Source organism: Streptomyces sp. Sge12 (genome assembly GCF_002080455.1).
In the GTDB taxonomy this organism is placed as follows: domain Bacteria; phylum Actinomycetota; class Actinomycetes; order Streptomycetales; family Streptomycetaceae; genus Streptomyces.
On the sequence record NZ_CP020555.1, the window covers coordinates 5179198 to 5194530 of the forward strand.

Annotated in this window: 10 protein-coding genes; 6 read left to right on the top strand and 4 right to left on the bottom strand. The window is 71.7% G+C overall.

All coding sequences use genetic code 11. The annotated features are described in order from the left end of the window. Positions 1-139: 139 nt before the first annotated feature. A complete protein-coding gene (locus tag B6R96_RS23170; protein ID WP_081523539.1) occupies positions 140-2167 on the top strand; it encodes a 4-alpha-glucanotransferase in 2028 nt (675 codons plus the stop codon). Between the two features lie 20 nt (positions 2168-2187). Then, on the top strand, positions 2188-2427 hold the full coding sequence (locus B6R96_RS23175; RefSeq protein ID WP_030384723.1) for a hypothetical protein: 240 nt from the start codon (positions 2188-2190) through the stop codon (positions 2425-2427). Between the two features lie 109 nt (positions 2428-2536). On the opposite strand, the gene B6R96_RS23180 is transcribed toward B6R96_RS23175, so the two are convergent. Then, the gene (locus B6R96_RS23180) at positions 2537-3028 is read right to left on the bottom strand and encodes a MarR family winged helix-turn-helix transcriptional regulator (RefSeq protein WP_081523540.1); all 492 of its coding nucleotides are present in this window, start codon (positions 3026-3028) and stop codon (positions 2537-2539) included. Positions 3029-3168: 140 nt separating this feature from the next. Between B6R96_RS23180 and B6R96_RS23185 the strand changes: the two genes are divergently transcribed. Genes B6R96_RS23185 through B6R96_RS23195 form a run of 3 tightly spaced genes read left to right on the top strand, consistent with a single transcriptional unit; the run spans position 3169 to position 5985 of the window. Continuing rightward, positions 3169-4101, top strand: a complete 933-nt coding sequence (locus B6R96_RS23185; RefSeq protein ID WP_081523541.1) for an EamA family transporter — start codon at positions 3169-3171, stop codon at positions 4099-4101. 50 nt (positions 4102-4151) lie between these two features. Beyond that, entirely contained in the window at positions 4152-5072 is a 921-nt protein-coding gene (locus tag B6R96_RS23190; protein ID WP_051778989.1) for a DMT family transporter, read from the top strand. Positions 5073-5082: 10 nt separating this feature from the next. Beyond that, the gene (locus B6R96_RS23195; RefSeq protein ID WP_081523542.1) at positions 5083-5985 is read left to right on the top strand and encodes a LysR family transcriptional regulator; all 903 of its coding nucleotides are present in this window, start codon (positions 5083-5085) and stop codon (positions 5983-5985) included. Positions 5986-6186: 201 nt separating this feature from the next. Here the strand turns inward: B6R96_RS23195 and pepN are convergent, their stop codons facing one another. Then, positions 6187-8781 carry an aminopeptidase N gene (pepN, locus tag B6R96_RS23200; protein WP_081523543.1) on the bottom strand — a complete coding sequence of 865 codons (2595 nt, stop codon included), beginning with the start codon at positions 8779-8781 and terminating at the stop codon, positions 6187-6189. 141 nt (positions 8782-8922) lie between these two features. Further along, positions 8923-9951 carry an aspartate-semialdehyde dehydrogenase gene (locus B6R96_RS23205; protein ID WP_053176880.1) on the bottom strand — a complete coding sequence of 343 codons (1029 nt, stop codon included), beginning with the start codon at positions 9949-9951 and terminating at the stop codon, positions 8923-8925. Positions 9952-10212: 261 nt separating this feature from the next. Here B6R96_RS23205 and B6R96_RS23210 point away from each other — a divergent pair, with 261 nt between their 5' ends. Further along, positions 10213-11697 carry a M28 family metallopeptidase gene (locus tag B6R96_RS23210; protein WP_081523544.1) on the top strand — a complete coding sequence of 495 codons (1485 nt, stop codon included), beginning with the start codon at positions 10213-10215 and terminating at the stop codon, positions 11695-11697. Positions 11698-11793: 96 nt separating this feature from the next. On the opposite strand, the gene B6R96_RS23215 is transcribed toward B6R96_RS23210, so the two are convergent. Beyond that, the gene (locus tag B6R96_RS23215; RefSeq protein ID WP_081525212.1) at positions 11794-15117 is read right to left on the bottom strand and encodes a S8 family serine peptidase; all 3324 of its coding nucleotides are present in this window, start codon (positions 15115-15117) and stop codon (positions 11794-11796) included. Between the last annotated feature and the right edge of the window lie 216 nt (positions 15118-15333).

Below are 15333 nucleotides of genomic sequence, written 5' to 3' on the forward strand. Positions count from 1 at the left end.
CGGCTGGAGTGTCAATGCGAGTGGGTGATCTGCCCCGGATGTACCAGGAATGCGGTGCCTCCGAGTGGGTATGGACGCGGTGTTCCCCGGCGGCGTCCGACCTCCGTGCACCACGCTTCTGACACATCCTCATGCCCTCATGCCCGCACGCACGAAGGAGCGCCCGCAGATGGACGACCTGGCCCGGCTCGCCGCCCAGTACGGCGTCGCCACCGACTACCGGCCCGCCGCCGACGTCACCGTCCCGGTGCCGGAGACCACCGTCAGGGCGGTCCTCGGACTGCTGGGGGTGGTCACCGACGACGCGAGAAGCATCCGGGTGGGCGCCGAGTCCGCCGAGCGGGAGGCTGCCGGGCGGCTGCTGCCGCCCACGGTGGTGCTCTGGCAGGGGGAGCCCGTGGCCCCGGAACCCGCCGGGCTGCCGCCGGGCACCCGCGTGCGGGTGGTGGAGGAGGAGACGGGCGCGGTGCTCGCGTGGGGCCCCGGACTTCCCCTCGGCGTCCACCGGCTCACCGCCGAGGCCCCCGACGGGCGCACCGCCGATGCCACCCTGGTCGTGGCCCCGCAGCGGGCGCCGGCCGCGCCCGCGCGGGCCTACGGGCTGCTGGTCCAGCTCTACTCCCTGCTCTCCGAGCGCTCCTGGGGCATGGGCGACCTCGGTGACCTCGCGGAGCTCGCCCGCTGGGCGGGCCGCACGCACGGCGCCGGTTTCATCCAGGTCAACCCGCTGCACGCGGCCGTGCCCGGGGCCCCGACCGACCCCTCCCCGTACCGGCCCTCCTCGCGGCGCTTCCCGGACCCCGTGCACCTGCGCATCGAGGACGTCCCCGAGTACGCCCACTGCCCCGACCGCACGGTCCTCGACGAGCTCGCCGCACGCGGCGGCGAACTGCGCCGCCAGGTCCTGGAGAAGGGCGCGCTGATCGACCGGGACGCCGTCTGGGAGCTCAAGCGGTCCGCCCTGGAGCTGCTGTACGCCGTCCCGCGCACGCCCGAACGCGAAGCCGACTACCGGGCGTTCTGCGCCGAGCAGGGCCCTGCGCTGGACGTGCACGCCACCTGGTGCGCCGGGCACGCGGGGGCGGAGGACCCGAAGGAGGGCAGCGATTTCCACCGCTGGCTGGTCTGGCTGACGGACGGCCAGCTCGCCGCCGCGCAGCGGGCCGCCCGCGAGGCCGGCATGGCGGTCGGCATCGTCCACGACCTCGCGGTCGGGGTGCACCCGCAGGGTTCCGACGTCTGGGGATCCTCCTGCTACGCCGGGCACATCTCGGTCGGCGCGCCGCCGGACGCCTTCAACGCGCGCGGCCAGGACTGGGGGCTGCCGCCGTGGCGCCCGGACGTGCTGGCCGCCACCGGCTACGCGCCCTTCCGGTCGCTGCTGCGCGGAGTGTTCCGCTACGCGGGCGCCCTGCGGATCGACCACGTGATGGGGCTGTTCCGGCTCTGGTGGATCCCGGAGGGGACCCCGCCCGCGGAGGGCGCCTACGTCAGCTACGACGGCGAGGCCATGCTGGCGATCCTCGTCCTGGAGGCGCACCGGGCGGGCGCGCTGGTCATCGGCGAGGACCTCGGGACGGTGGAGCCGCGGGTCCGTCAGGAGCTGGCCCGGCGCGGGGTGCTCGGCACCTCGGTGCTCTGGTTCGAGCGGGACTGGGACGGCGGCGGGAGCCCGCTCGCCCCACAGGCCTGGCGGGCCGACTGCCTGGCCACCGTCACCACGCACGACCTGCCGCCGACGGCCGCCAAGCTCGCCGGGGGCCATGTGGAACTGCGCGACCGGCTCGGCCTGCTGACCCGCCCGGCCGAGCTGGAGCGGGCCGAGGACGCCGCCGACACCGCCGAGTGGCTGGAGCTGCTGGACGGGCTGGGGCTGGACACCAAGGGCGAGGAGGCCGCCGTACGGGCCCTGTACGCCTTCCTGCTGCGCACCCCGGCGCGGCTGGTCGGGGTGTGGCTGCCGGACGCGGTCGGGGACCGGCGGCCGCAGAACCTGCCGGGCACCTGGGACCAGTACCCCAATTGGCGGCTGCCGGTCGCCGATGCCGCCGGGCGGCCGCTGACACTGGAGGAGCTGGTGGCCTCGCCTCGGGCGAACGCCCTGTTGGGCGCGGTGGGGGAGGGCGTGCGAACCCGTACGGCACCCCCGGGCGCGCGCGCCGTTTAGGTGTTCGCTACGTTTGCACCGTGGACAAGAAGAACGCTCTGCGCGCCGGCGCCGTCACGGCCGGAACCGCGCTGATGATGCTGCTGATGACGTCTCCCGCCCTCGCGCTCACCCGCGACGACGGTGACGACCCGGGCCCGGGCCTGAGCATTGGCGAGACCGTCGGCCTGTACGTGGCCCTGCCCATCGTGATCTTCCTGGTCATCGTGGGTCTCGTCATGGTCCTCGACAAGTCGGACAGGAAGCCGAAGCAGGCTTGAGCCGGTCCGGCCCCGAGGGGCCGGGACCAGCGGAACTTCCCGGGCGCCGGGGGTCCGCACCGCCGATGCGAATCGGCCGTGTGGCGACCCCCGGCGCCTTGTCGTGTCCTCAGGTGCCGGCCAGCAGCCGGCGGAGCAGGCCGGTGAGTACGGCGATCTCCTCGTCGGTCAGCCCGGTGAGCGCGGCGCGCTGTACTTCCAGCCCGGCCGTGACGGCCTCGTCGACGAGCGCGAGGCCGCGGTCGGTGATCGTCACCTGGAGCCCCCGCCGGTCGTGCGGATCGGGCTTGCGGACGAGCAGTCCGGCCTTCTCCAGCTTGTCCAGCCGCCCGGTCATGCCGCCCGTGGTGAGCATGAGCGTGGCCGAGAGCTGGCGGGGCGAGAGGGTGTAGGGGTCGCCCGACCTGCGCAGGGTGGCGACGACGTCGAACTCGCCGCGCGAGATGCCGAAGCGCCCGTAGCACTGCTCCATCGCGTCGCCCATGGCCTTGGCGATCCGGTAGATGCGTCCGAAGACGGCCATGGGAGCCGTCTCCAGGTCGGGGCGCACGGCGAACCACTGGGCCGTGATCGCGTCCACCGCGTCCTTGTCGTCACTCATGGGTGCAGTATCCGGCTTCCCCGAGATCGTTCGCAAGAAAGTTGCTTGACGGTAAGTAGCTTAGCAGTAAGCTACTTACTGGCGATCGAGTACGGGCCCGCCCGGCCCGCTCGCCCCATCCGACCGAGGAGCCACCCGCCATGAAGCGTTTAGCCACCGTCGCCCTCACCGCCCTCGCCCCCATCTCCTGGGGCTCCACCTACGCGGTGGCCACCGAACTGCTGCCGCCCGACCGGCCGCTGTTCACCGGGGTGATGCGGGCCCTGCCCGCGGGGCTGCTGCTGACCGCTCTCGCCCGCACCCTGCCCAAGGGCCAGTGGTGGTGGAAGTCCGCGGTCCTCGGCATCCTCAACATCGGCGCCTTCTTCCCGCTGCTGTTCCTCTCCGCCTACCGGCTCCCCGGCGGGGTCGCCGCCGTACTGGGCGCCGCCGGCCCGCTGTTCGTCGTAGGGCTGGCCGCACTCGTCCTCGGCGAGCGGGCGAGCCTGCGGACCGTGCTGGCGGCCGTCGTCGGTGCGTTCGGCGTGAGCATGGTCGTCCTCACCGCCGAGGCGAAGCTGGACGCGGTCGGCGTCATCGCCGGTGTGATCTCCTCCGCCTCCATGGGCGCCGGCACCGTGATGACCAAGCGCTGGGGCCGCCCCGAGGGGGTGGGGCCGCTGGCGATGACCGGCTGGCAGCTCACCGCGGGCGGGCTGTTCATCATTCCGGTCGCCGCCCTGGTCGAGGGGGCCCCGCCCGCGCTCGACGGCAAGGCCTTCCTCGGCTACGGCTACATGATGCTGATCAACACCGGTATCGCGTACTGGCTGTGGTTCCGCGGCATCGGAGCCCTCAGCGCCACCTCGGTCACCCTGCTCGGCCCGCTCTCCCCGCTCACCGCCGCCGTCATCGGGTGGGCCGCGCTCGGGCAGGCGCTCTCGCCCGTCCAGCTCGTCGGGATGGCGATCGCCTTCGGGGCCACCGTGGCCGGTCAGCTGGCAGCCGCCCGCACCGCCAAATCGTTCAGTTCTCCTGAAAAGAACGATCAGAACATTTCGATGGACCTGATGGATGAAGGGGTGCGACGGTAGGGCGAACGCACCACCCGCCGACTCCGAGGAGCAGACCCACAGTGGCCGTCATGGACCGCGTCCGTACCGTCTCGCAGGCCGAGCCCGGCAGCACCGGCAGGAAGGGTGCCGCCGGGCTCGGCGTGCTCCTCGCACTGCTCGCGACGGTCGTCTGGTCCGGCAGCTTCGTCGCCACCCGGGGCATGGCCGAGACCGTCCCGCCCGTCCAGGCGGTCTTCTGGCGCTGGATCATCGCCCTGCTCGCCGTCGCCCCCTTCGCCGCCCGGCAGGCATGGCAGCAGCGGGCCCTGATCCGGCGCCACCTCGGCTTCGTCGCCCTCGCCTCGCTGTTCGGCGTCACCCTCTACAACACCCTCGTGCACCAGGCCGGACTGACCACCTCCGCCTCCAACATGGGCATGATCATGGCCGCCTCGCCCGTCATCATGGCGCTCTACGCCCGCCTCGGCGGCGAACGGCTCGGCAAGCGGCGGACCTTCGGCCTGCTGCTCGCCGCCCTCGGAGTGCTGCTGCTCGTCGGGGACGGCTCGATCGGCTTCGACTTCGGCGCCGGCGACCTGTGGATGTTCGCCGCCGCCCTCTCCTTCGCCACGTACAGCGCGCTGCTGCGGCGCAAGCCCGCCGAACTCGGCGGACTCGCCTTCCTGATCACCACCTTCGTGCTCGGCGCGCTGATGCTGGCACCCGCCTACGCCGTCTCCGTCGCCGTCCAGGGCGGCTTCGAAGTCACCGCCGGGACGGTCGGACCGCTGCTGTACGTCGGGGTGTTCTCCTCGGCCGTCGCCTTCTTCGCCTGGAACAAGGCCGTCTCGATGATCGGGGCGGCCCGCGCGGGAGTCGTCTACTACCTCCAGCCGGTCTGCGTGGCCGGGCTCGGCCTCCTGCTGCTGGGCGAGCGGACCGGACCGGCGCAGCTGCTGTGCATGGCGCTGATCCTCGGAGGGGTCGGGCTGGGGAGTGCCCGGCGGTAGGTTCGGGCCCATGACCGAGTGGGACATCAAGAAGCTGCGGATCCTGCGGACCCTCGCGGACCAGGGGACCGTGACCCGGACGGCCGAGGCGCTGCACATGACGCCCTCGGCCGTTTCGCAGCAACTGACCAACCTCGCACGGCAACTGGGAGTGGTGCTGCTGGAGGCCGAGGGCCGCCGGGTACGGCTCACCGACGCGGCCCACCTGGTCCTGCGGCACACGGAGGCGGTGTTCGCCCAACTGGAGCGGGCCGACGCGGAACTGGCCGGATACCTCGCCGGGGACACCGGCGAGGTGCGGGTGGGCGCCTTCTCCACCGCCGTACCGGCACTCGTGGTCCCCGCGGTGGCCGCCCTGCGGCGGGCCCACCCCGGGGTGGAGGTCCGGGTCCGGGAGACGGAGGCCGCGGAGTCCTACGAGCTCCTGTCGGCCGGGGGCGTGGACCTGGCGCTGTCCCTGGCGGCCCATGCGCCGACCGCGCGGGATCCCCGCTTCACCCGGGTGGTGCTCCTGGAGGACCCGCTGGACGTGGCGCTCCCGCCGGGCCATCCGCTGGCGGCCGCGGCCGACCTGCGGCTGGCGGACCTGTCCGGCGACCCGTGGATCTACGGCGGCAGCGGGCCCTGGTCGGAGATCGCCCGGTCCGCCTGCGAGGCGGCCGGCTTCGTCCCGGAACAGGCGCACTCGGCGTCCGGATGGACCGCGATCCTGGCGATGGTGGAGGCGGGGATGGGGGTGGCGCTGGTCCCCCGGATGGTGTCGAGCCGCGCCTCGGGCAGCACGGTCCGGGTCCTGGCCCACGACCGGCCGACGCGCCACGTGATCGCGGCGGTCCGCCGGGGCGCCGAGTCCGCGCCCGCGCTGTCCCACGTCCTCGCGGCCCTCCGCGAAGCGGCCTCGGCCCGGCGGTAGTGCCTGCGCGGCACCGCTGCCGGGGGCGCTGCCCCCGGACCCCCGCGCCTCAAACGCCGGCGAGGCTTGATTTCGCCGATGCCGGCACAACCAGCCCCGCCGGCGTTTGAGGCGCGGGGTCTGGGGCGGAGCCCCAGGTGAGCAGCCGCACCCGCGGGAGGCGTCGCCCCCACGGGTGCGGGCAGAGCCCGGGGCTCCTTACTACCGAGCGGCAGCGGCAGCGGCGGCGGCGTCCGCGGCCTGGGCCTTCAGCGCGCGCTCGACGCCCGCGCGGGACTCCGAGATCAGGCGGCGCAGCGCAGCGTTCGGCTCGGCCGAGGCCAGCCACGCGTCCGTCGCGTCCAGGGTCTCCTGCGAGACCTGGAGCGCCGGGTACAGGCCCACCGCGATCTGCTGGGCGATCTCGTGGCTGCGGGTCTCCCAGACCTGCTTGACCGCCGAGAAGAACTTCTCGGTGTACGGGGCCAGCAGCTCGCGCTGGTCGGTCTGGACGAAGCCGCCGATCACCGCCTCCTGCACCGCGTTCGGCAGGTCGCCGGACTCGACCACCGAGGCCCACGCCTCGGCCTTGGCCTCCGCCGTCGGGCGCGCCGCCCGGGCGGTCGCCGCGTGGCGCTCGCCCGCCGCGGTGGCGTCCCGCTCCAGCTCCGCCGCGATGGCCGGCTCCTCGGCGACGCCCGTCGCGGCGAGCCGCTCCAGGAACGTCCACCGCAGCTCGGTGTCGACGGCCAGGCCCTCGATCTCCGCCGCGCCGTCGAGCAGCGCCGACAGGTAGGTCAGCTGCCCCTCGGTGCGGGCCGTGGCCGCGAAGGCCCGCGCCCAGGCCAGCTGGTGGTCACCGGCCGGCTCGGCCCCGCGCAGGTGCTCCAGGGTGGCCTCGGTCCAGGCGGCCAGGCCCTCCTCCCGCCACGCCGGGTCGGCGTACAGGTCGAGGGCCAGCTTCACCTGGCGGTGCAGGGACTGGACGACGCCGATGTCGGACTCCTTGCCGATGCCCGAGAGCACCAGCGAGAGGTAGTCGCGGGTGGCGAGTTCGCCGTCGCGGGTCATGTCCCAGGCCGAGGCCCAGCACAGGGCGCGCGGCAGGGACTCGGTGAAGTCGCCGATGTGCGCGGTGACGGCGGCGAGGGAGGCCTCGTCCAGGCGGACCTTCGCGTAGGACAGGTCGTCGTCGTTCAGCAGGAAGACCGCCGGGCGGGTGCGGCCCACCAGCTCCGGCACCGTGGTCAGCGCGCCGTCGATGTCCAGCTCGATCCGGTCGGTGCGCACGAGGGCGCCGTCCTGGAGCTCGTACAGGCCGACCGCGATGCGGTGCGGGCGCAGCGTGGACTCGCCCTTGGCGCCGGCGGGCAGCGCGGGCGCCTCCTGGCGGATGCCGAAGGCGGTGATCACACCGTTCGCGTCGGTGGTGACCTCCGGACGCAGGATGTTGATGCCGGCCGTCTCCAGCCATGCCTTCGACCAGGCGGTCAGGTCGCGGCCGGAGGTCTCCTCCAGCGCGCCCAGCAGGTCGGACAGGCGGGTGTTCCCGAACGCGTGCGCCTTGAAGTACGCCTGCACGCCCTTGAAGAAGGCGTCCATGCCGACGTAGGCGACGAGCTGCTTGAGGACCGAGGCACCCTTGGCGTAGGTGATGCCGTCGAAGTTGACCATGACGTCGTCGAGGTCACGGATGTCCGCCATGATCGGGTGCGTGGACGGCAGCTGGTCCTGCCGGTACGCCCAGGTCTTCATGGAGTTGGCGAAGGTGGTCCACGCGTGCGGCCACTTCGAGCCCTCGGCGTAGGCCTGGCAGGCGATCGACGTGTACGTCGCGAAGGACTCGTTCAGCCACAGGTCGTTCCACCACTCCATGGTGACCAGGTCGCCGAACCACATGTGCGCGAGCTCGTGGAGGATGGTCTCCGCGCGCACCTCGTACGCGGCGTCCGTCACCTTCGAGCGGAAGACGTACTGGTCGCGGATGGTGACCGCGCCCGCGTTCTCCATGGCACCCGCGTTGAACTCCGGGACGAAGAGCTGGTCGTACTTGGCGAAGGGGTAGGCGTAGGCGAACTTCTCCTGGAACCAGTCGAAGCCCTGCCGGGTCACGTCGAAGATCGCGTCCGCGTCGAGGAACTCGGCGAGCGAGGGCCGGCAGTAGATGCCGAGCGGCACGGACTGGCCGTCCGGGCCCTCGTAGGAGCTGTGCACCGCGTGGTACGGGCCGACGATCAGCGCCGTGATGTACGAGGAGATGCGCGGGGTGGGCTCGAAGCGCCAGACGTTGTCCTTGACGTCCGCGGCCTCCGGGGTCGGCGAGTTCGAGATGACCGTCCAGCCCTCGGGGGCCGTCACGGTGAACTGGAACGTGGCCTTCAGGTCGGGCTGCTCGAAGCTGGCGAAGACCCGCCGCGCGTCCGGCACCTCGAACTGGGTGTAGAGATAGGCCTGCTGGTCGACCGGGTCGACGAAGCGGTGGAGGCCTTCACCGGTGTTCGTGTACGCGCAGTCCGCGACGACACGGAGCTCGTTGGCCCCGGCCGCCAGGTGGTGCAGCGCGATCCGGGAGTCGTGGAAGACGGCCGCGACGTCCAGCGACTTGCCGTTGAGGACCACCTCGTGCACGGCCGGAGCGACCAGGTCGATGAAAGTCTCGCCCCCGGCCTCGGCCGACTGGAAGCGCACGGTGGTCACGGACGGGTAGGTGCCACCCTCCTGTGCGCCACTGAGATCGAGTTCGATCTCGTAGGAGTCGACGGTCAGCAGCTTGGCCCGCTGCTGAGCCTCTTCACGGGTGAGATTCGTGCCTGGCACGCGTTCATCTCCTTCGATGGTGACGTTGCCCGGCCATCCTGCCATCCGGACACCGCCACCGCCTCGGAGTAATCCACAGGCGAAAAAACGCGGACGGGGACGCCGCCGTGACGGCGGCGTCCCCGCATCGGGTGAGCGGGATCAGCCCCGCAGCTCCTCGGCCACGAGCTCGGCGATCTGCACCGCGTTCAGCGCCGCGCCCTTGCGGAGGTTGTCGTTCGACAGGAACAGCGCGAGGCCGTTGTCGGCGGTCTCGTCGGCCCGGATGCGGCCCACGTACGAGGCGTCCTTGCCCGCGGCCTGCAGCGGGGTCGGGATCTCCGAGAGCTCGACGCCGGGGGCGTCCTTCAGCAGCTCGTAGGCCCGCTCGACGCTGATCGGGTTCGCGAAACGGGCGTTGACCTGGAGGGAGTGGCCGGAGAAGACCGGCACGCGCACGCAGGTGCCGGAGACCTTGAGGCCCGGGATCTCCAGGATCTTGCGGGACTCGTTGCGGAGCTTCTGCTCCTCGTCGGTCTCGAAGGAGCCGTCGTCGACCAGGTTGCCCGCGAGCGGCACCACGTTGTAGGCGATCGGGCGCTTGTAGACGGCCGGCTCCGGGAAGTCCACGGCGCCGCCGTCGAAGGTGAGCTGGTCGGCGTTCTCGGAGACGGCGCAGGCCTGGCCCTTGAGCTCGGCCACGCCGGCCAGGCCCGAGCCGGAGACGGCCTGGTAGGTGGTGGCGACCAGCGCGGTCAGCCCGGCCTCCTCGTGCAGCGGGCGCAGCACCGGCATCGCGGCCATGGTGGTGCAGTTCGGGTTCGCGATGATGCCCTTGGGGCGGTTCTTGATCGCGTGCGGGTTGACCTCGGAGACCACGAGGGGGACCTCGGGGTGGCTGCGCCAGGCGGAGGAGTTGTCGATCACGACGGCGCCCTGGGAGGCGACCTTCTCGGCCAGCGCGCGGGAGGTGGCGCCGCCGGCCGAGAACAGCACGATGTCCAGGCCCGAGTAGTCGGCCGTGGAGGCGTCCTCGATGGTGATCTCCTGGCCCTGCCATTCGAGGGTGGAGCCCGCGGAACGGGCCGAGGCGAACAGCCGCAGCTCGTCCACCGGGAACTTCCGCTCGGCGAGGATGCCGCGCATGACTCCGCCGACCTGTCCGGTGGCTCCGACGATTCCGACCCTCACGGTGACTCCTTTTGGTACGTACGACGCGGGCGCGCGTGAAGCCATCATGCGTACGACCCCACGATCCTTGTCCAATCCATTGTCCGAGGAACGGACGGTGTCCCGGATGTGAACCCCTGTGGCGAGTTCGTGGCGGGCGTGTTGCAGGGCCGCCGAACAGCCGTTTTGCCTGGTCGGAGCCGGTTAGCGTCCGGTCTGTCGTGACCGTTATCCGGACATGACCGACCGCAGAACGAACCATCCGATTCGGGGAGAACCACCGTGCGCGCCATCCGCCACCGCCGCCGGTCCATACCGGCGCTCGCCGCCCTCGCGGCCGCCGCCGTCGCCGCACCCGTCCTGCTGACCGCCACTCCGGCGGCCGCCCACCCGCGCGAGGGCCGGCTGGCCAAGGAGCTGGTGGAGGAGGTCACCGCCAAGGGGGCCTACCGCCACCTGAAGAAGTTCCAGCAGATCGCCGACGCCAACGGCGGCAACCGGGCCGCCGGTACGCCCGGCCACGCGGCCTCCGCCGCCTACGTGCACGACACGCTGAAGAAGGCCGGGTACCAGGTTTCGTACCAGGACTTCGACATCTACGAGGCGCACACGAGGACGGAGCGGACCACCGTCCTCGGCCAGGGCTCCCGCGAGCTGGCCACCGCCGCCTTCACCTTCACCAAGTCCACCCCGGCCGGCGGCCTGGCCGCGCCGCTCGCCCTCGCCCGGGTCGACGAGACCCCCGGCTGCACGGCCGACGACTATCCGGCGGGCGCCTTCGCCGGGAAGATCGCCCTGGTCAAGCGGGGCGCGTGCACCTTCGTGGAGAAGCAGCGGGCCGCGGCCGAGGCCGGCGCGATCGGCGTGATCGTCTACAACCACAGCGGCACCACCCCGGTGCGCGGCGGCTTCTCCTCGCCCGCCGAGGGGATCATCCCGAGCGCCGGCATCACGCTGGCCGACGGCGAGGCGCTCGCCGCGGCCGCCGCCGCGGGCGAGGTGAGCGTGCGCCTGGAGCTGGACCAGGAGCACGTGAAGAAGACCACCCGCAACGTGATCGCCGAGACCCGCGGCGGCCGCGCCGACCGCGTGGTGTCCTTGGGCGCCCACCTGGACTCCGTACCGGAGGGACCGGGCATCAACGACAACGGCTCCGGCTCCGCCGGGCTGCTGGAGGTGGCGCTGAAGCTCGCCGACGAGGGCGCCAACAAGAAGGGCAGGGGGCCCGCCAACAAGGTGCGCTTCGGCTGGTGGTCGGCGGAGGAGCTGGGCCTGCTGGGTTCGGAGCACTACGTGGCACAGCTGTCCGAGAAGCAGAAGAAGGACATCGCCCTCTACCTGAACTTCGACATGATCGCCTCGCCGAACCCGGTGCAGTTCGTCTACGACGGGGACGACTCGGACAAGGCCGGTGCGGGCGCGGGCCCGGCGGGCTCGGCGCAGATCGAGGCGCTGATCAACGGCTTCCTCGACAAGAAGGGAAAGCCGCACGAGGGCAGTGACTTCGACGGCCGCTCGGACTACGGCCCGTTCATCGCGAACGGCATCCCGGCGGGCGGCACCTTCACCGGCGCCGAGGGCATCAAGACCGCCGAGCAGGCGCGGCGCCACGGCGGCACGGCCGGGGCCCCGTACGACCCGAACTACCACGGGGCCGGGGACGACCTGAAGAACCTGGACCTGAAGGTCTTCGACACCAACCTGGACGTGATCGCACACGCGGTGGGCACCTACGCCGAGTCGCTGCGCTCGCTCGGCAGGCCGTAGGACCGGGGGGACGGCCGGGGGGAAACGGCCGGGAACGGCCCGAGGGGGCGGTGCTCGTCAGAGCGCCGCCCCCTCGGGTCTTCGTGCGGGAGGGTCCTACGGGAGGACCTTCTCGATCTGCACGCTGCCGGTGCCGGCGGCGGTGCCGCGGGCGTTGAGCAGCTGGACCTGGCCGAAGAACTGACGGCCCTCGGGGGCCGCGCTGTTGACCAGGACGTTCGCCGAGACCGGCGCGGTGGCGCCGTTGGCGAGGTTCACCGCGGCCGCCTCGTCGACCTGGACGGAGCCCAGGGCGGTCGAGAAGAACACGTCACGGTAGTCGTACGTGGTGGAGCCGGACGGGACCGCGTAGCCCAGCACCTCGATGGTGTAGGTGCCGGCGGCCGGGTTGACGAGGCTCACGGCCTCCTCGGAGTCGCCGTCGGCGGAGGTGCCGACCTTGACGCCGTCCTTGTACACGTCCAGGTCGAGGTCGGCGCCCGTGTCGGACGTCTTACCGATGGCGATGTCGAGGCGGGAGACGCCCGCGCCGATGGTGACCTCGGTGGTGTGGGTCTCACCGGTGGCGATGGTCGGCTTGGCGACCTTCGCGGAGCCGAGCGGGCCGCCCTTGAGCTTGCCGCCGGAGATGGCCGCGGCGTCGTTCTTGACGCTCCACTGGACCGGCGCCGGAGTGCCCTGCTTGACCTCGGGCAGGACCTTGACCGCGGGGTCGAAGGCCGCGCCGAGCACGGAGACGTCCAGCCGGTACGGGTTGTCGAGCAGCGGCGACGTACGGCGCGACTCGACCTCGATCTCCCAGACGCCCGGCTGCGGGTCGGCGTAGGAGCGCAGGTCGGGGCGGCAGGTGTTCGCCGGGTTGTTGTAGTTCGGGTAGCACTGCGTCGTCGCGCTGTCCTCGACACCCAGACCGTACGGGTGGATCGAGATGAAGCGGGTCTGGCTGCCCGGCTGCAGACCGCCGAGGGCGACCTCGAGGGTCTTGGCGCCCTGCGGGACGGTGACGAAGTACGACTTGTGGCTGTTGCGCTGCACCGAGGAGGTGTCCGAGAGCGTGAACGAGGGCTTCGCCAGCGGGGTCGCGGCGACGACCGTCGTCAGGATCTGCTTGTCGATGCCCTCGGTGGTCTCGTCGTCCAGCTGCAGGATGCCGCTGTGCACGCCGGCCGACGTGGCCTTGGCCTCGACCTTGATGGTGACGGGCTTGTTCAGCGGCAGCGTGACGTAGTCGTAGCCGCCGATGACCTTGAAGGTGCCGTCGTTGTTGCGCCAGGTCAGGTCGTGCCGGGTGCCGTACTTGACGCCCGTGGTGCGGGTGACGACGACGTCGTAGACCTTCTTCTGGCCGACCTTGAGGCCGCCCTCGCGGTCGTAGAGGCCGGTGCCGAAGCCCGGGGTCTTCAGGAACTGGTCGATCGCGGTGTCGACCGGCGCCTTGACGGTGAACTCGTTCGCCTTGGCGTCGCGCTGGATGGACTCCCACGCGCCGATGACGTCGATCAGACCCGAGCCCTGGGCGTGCGCCGGGACGTCGGCGATCTTCTTCGCGGTGCTGGTGAGCGCGACCCGCAGGGAGGCCGGGGTCAGCTTGATGCCCTGCTGCTTCGCGGCCGAGATCAGCAGGGCGCTGGCGCCCGCCGCCTGCGGCGAGGACATCGAGGTGCCCTGGAGCATGCCGTAACCGGCCGGCAGGGTGTAGCCCGCCTCGGCGACCGGGGCGCCCGGCAGCCAGGTCTGGATGGTGTTGATGGCCGCGCCGGGGGCGGTGATGGTCGGCGTGAACCCGCCGTCCTCACGCGGACCGCGCGAGGAGAAGGGGAACATGTTGTACTTCTTGGCCACGCCGGAGCCGTAGTTGGCGGCCCAGGTCTCCTTGGAGACCGCGGCACCCACGGAGATGACCTTGTCCGCGAGACCGGGGTCGCCGATGGTGTTGACACCGGGGCCCTCGTTGCCCGCCGAGATGACGAGCTGGACACCGTAGGTGTCGATGAGGTTCTTGTAGAGCTCGGAGCGCGCGTTGTTGCCGTCGTTCAGCGCCGGGAGGCCGCCGATCGACATGTTGACGATGTCCACCCCGCGGTTGACGACGAGGTCGATCATGCCCTCGGTCAGCGCGATGTTGGTGCAGCCGCCGGACCAGGAGCAGGCGCGCGAGGAGACGAGCTTGGCGCCGGGCGCCTCGCCGTTCATCTTGCCGCCGAAGAGGCTGTTGGCGGCGGTGATGCCCGCGACGTGCGTGCCGTGCTCGGACTCGATGATGCCGACGTTGACGAAGTCGGCCTTCTTGCCGACCCAGTCACCGCCCAGCGGGTCCATCGGGACGTCCTTGCGGATCTCGATCACGAACGGGATGCGCTCGGCGACCTCGGTCGCCGGGTTGTCCGTGCCGAAGTAGCCGATCTGGTAGCCGTCCTTGTACGGCTTCATCGGCTCGTTGTTCGTGAAGTCGCCGTCCTGGTCGGTGTCGACGCGGACGGTGCCGGCCGCGGCGTCGTAGAGCAGGCCGAACCGGTCGGTGGTGTCCCCGTCCCGGTTGACGTCGCCCTTCATGTCACCGGTGGCGGTGATCGACTCGCTGAAGCGGCTCCACTGGAAGCTGCCCTCCGGGGCCTTCCAGCTCTGGCCGCCCGCGGTGAAGGTGCCGCCGGCGGAGGTGACCGGGGTGATCTGGGCGCGCCAGGTGGCGTCGTTGTCCGTGATCGGGTCGGTCGCCGTGACCCAGTCGACGATCTTGCGCTCGCCGGTGGTGGTCTTCTGCAGGGCCGGGTGGCCGAGGTCGACGCCCGAGTCCATGATGCCGATGGTCACGCCGCGGCCGTCGGCCTGCGGGTTGTCCTTCACGAAGTCGACCGCGCCCGTCTCGAAGGACGGGTTGTACGGGTTCTTCGCCGGGGTGTTCTTGTCCGGCGCCGCGTAGGTCTCGGCCGCGGTCTTCTTCACCGTGCCGCTCTCGCGGTCCGCGTCGGGGCGCGGGTCCGGCAGCTTGATCTCGTGCCGCAGGTCGATGCCGTGCACGGAGGACAGCTTGGCGGCCGCCTTCAGCGCGGCGTCCGCCTTGCCGGTGGGCAGGGTGGCGCGGACGTAGCCGAGCTTGTCGTACGTCTGGCCCACCGAGGCGCCCTGGACGGCGCCCAGCTGGTCGGCCACCTGCTTGGTCTGGCCGGGGGCCGTCGCGACCATGACGGTGACGTTCGCGTCACCCTTGGCCTTGGCCTCCTGGAGGAGCTCCGCATCGGCCGAACCGAGCTTCTGCTCCGCCGACTTGACGGCCGGCTTGGTGACCGGAGTGTCCGCGGCGGGGGCCGCGAAGACGGGCCCGGCGCCGGTTGCCGCGAGGGCGGCGACCAGGCCGGCCGCGGCCGCGACGCGCGCGACGCGTCTGGCCCCGGTTATGGAGCTGGGGGATTCGAGGGTCATCAGCATCCCTGGTAAGTGAAAGATACGGTCCGGATTTCGGTGCCGGATGACCGGTCAGCTTGGCCTACGTGACAGCTCTTTGGGGAGGGTTGTCATTGACCGAGACCTGTCATGGCGCACTTCCGCCAGCGCGAGCAATGCGCCAGTGCGACCCAACCGGGGCACAGCGGTGCGAAACACGGCGGCTGCTGGGTCTATTTATCGACTTGATGGCCA

Excerpts from the sequence above, each read along its gene's own strand:
- B6R96_RS23170 (WP_081523539.1), top strand. The coding sequence starts at position 140 with ATGCCCGCACGCACGAAGGAGCGCCCGCAGATGGACGACCTGGCCCGG.
- B6R96_RS23180 (WP_081523540.1), bottom strand. The coding sequence starts at position 3,028 with ATGAGTGACGACAAGGACGCGGTGGACGCGATCACGGCCCAGTGGTTC.
- B6R96_RS23185 (WP_081523541.1), top strand. The coding sequence starts at position 3,169 with ATGAAGCGTTTAGCCACCGTCGCCCTCACCGCCCTCGCCCCCATCTCC.
- B6R96_RS23190 (WP_051778989.1), top strand. The coding sequence starts at position 4,152 with ATGGACCGCGTCCGTACCGTCTCGCAGGCCGAGCCCGGCAGCACCGGC.
- B6R96_RS23195 (WP_081523542.1), top strand. The coding sequence starts at position 5,083 with ATGACCGAGTGGGACATCAAGAAGCTGCGGATCCTGCGGACCCTCGCG.
- B6R96_RS23215 (WP_081525212.1), bottom strand. The coding sequence starts at position 15,117 with ATGACCCTCGAATCCCCCAGCTCCATAACCGGGGCCAGACGCGTCGCG.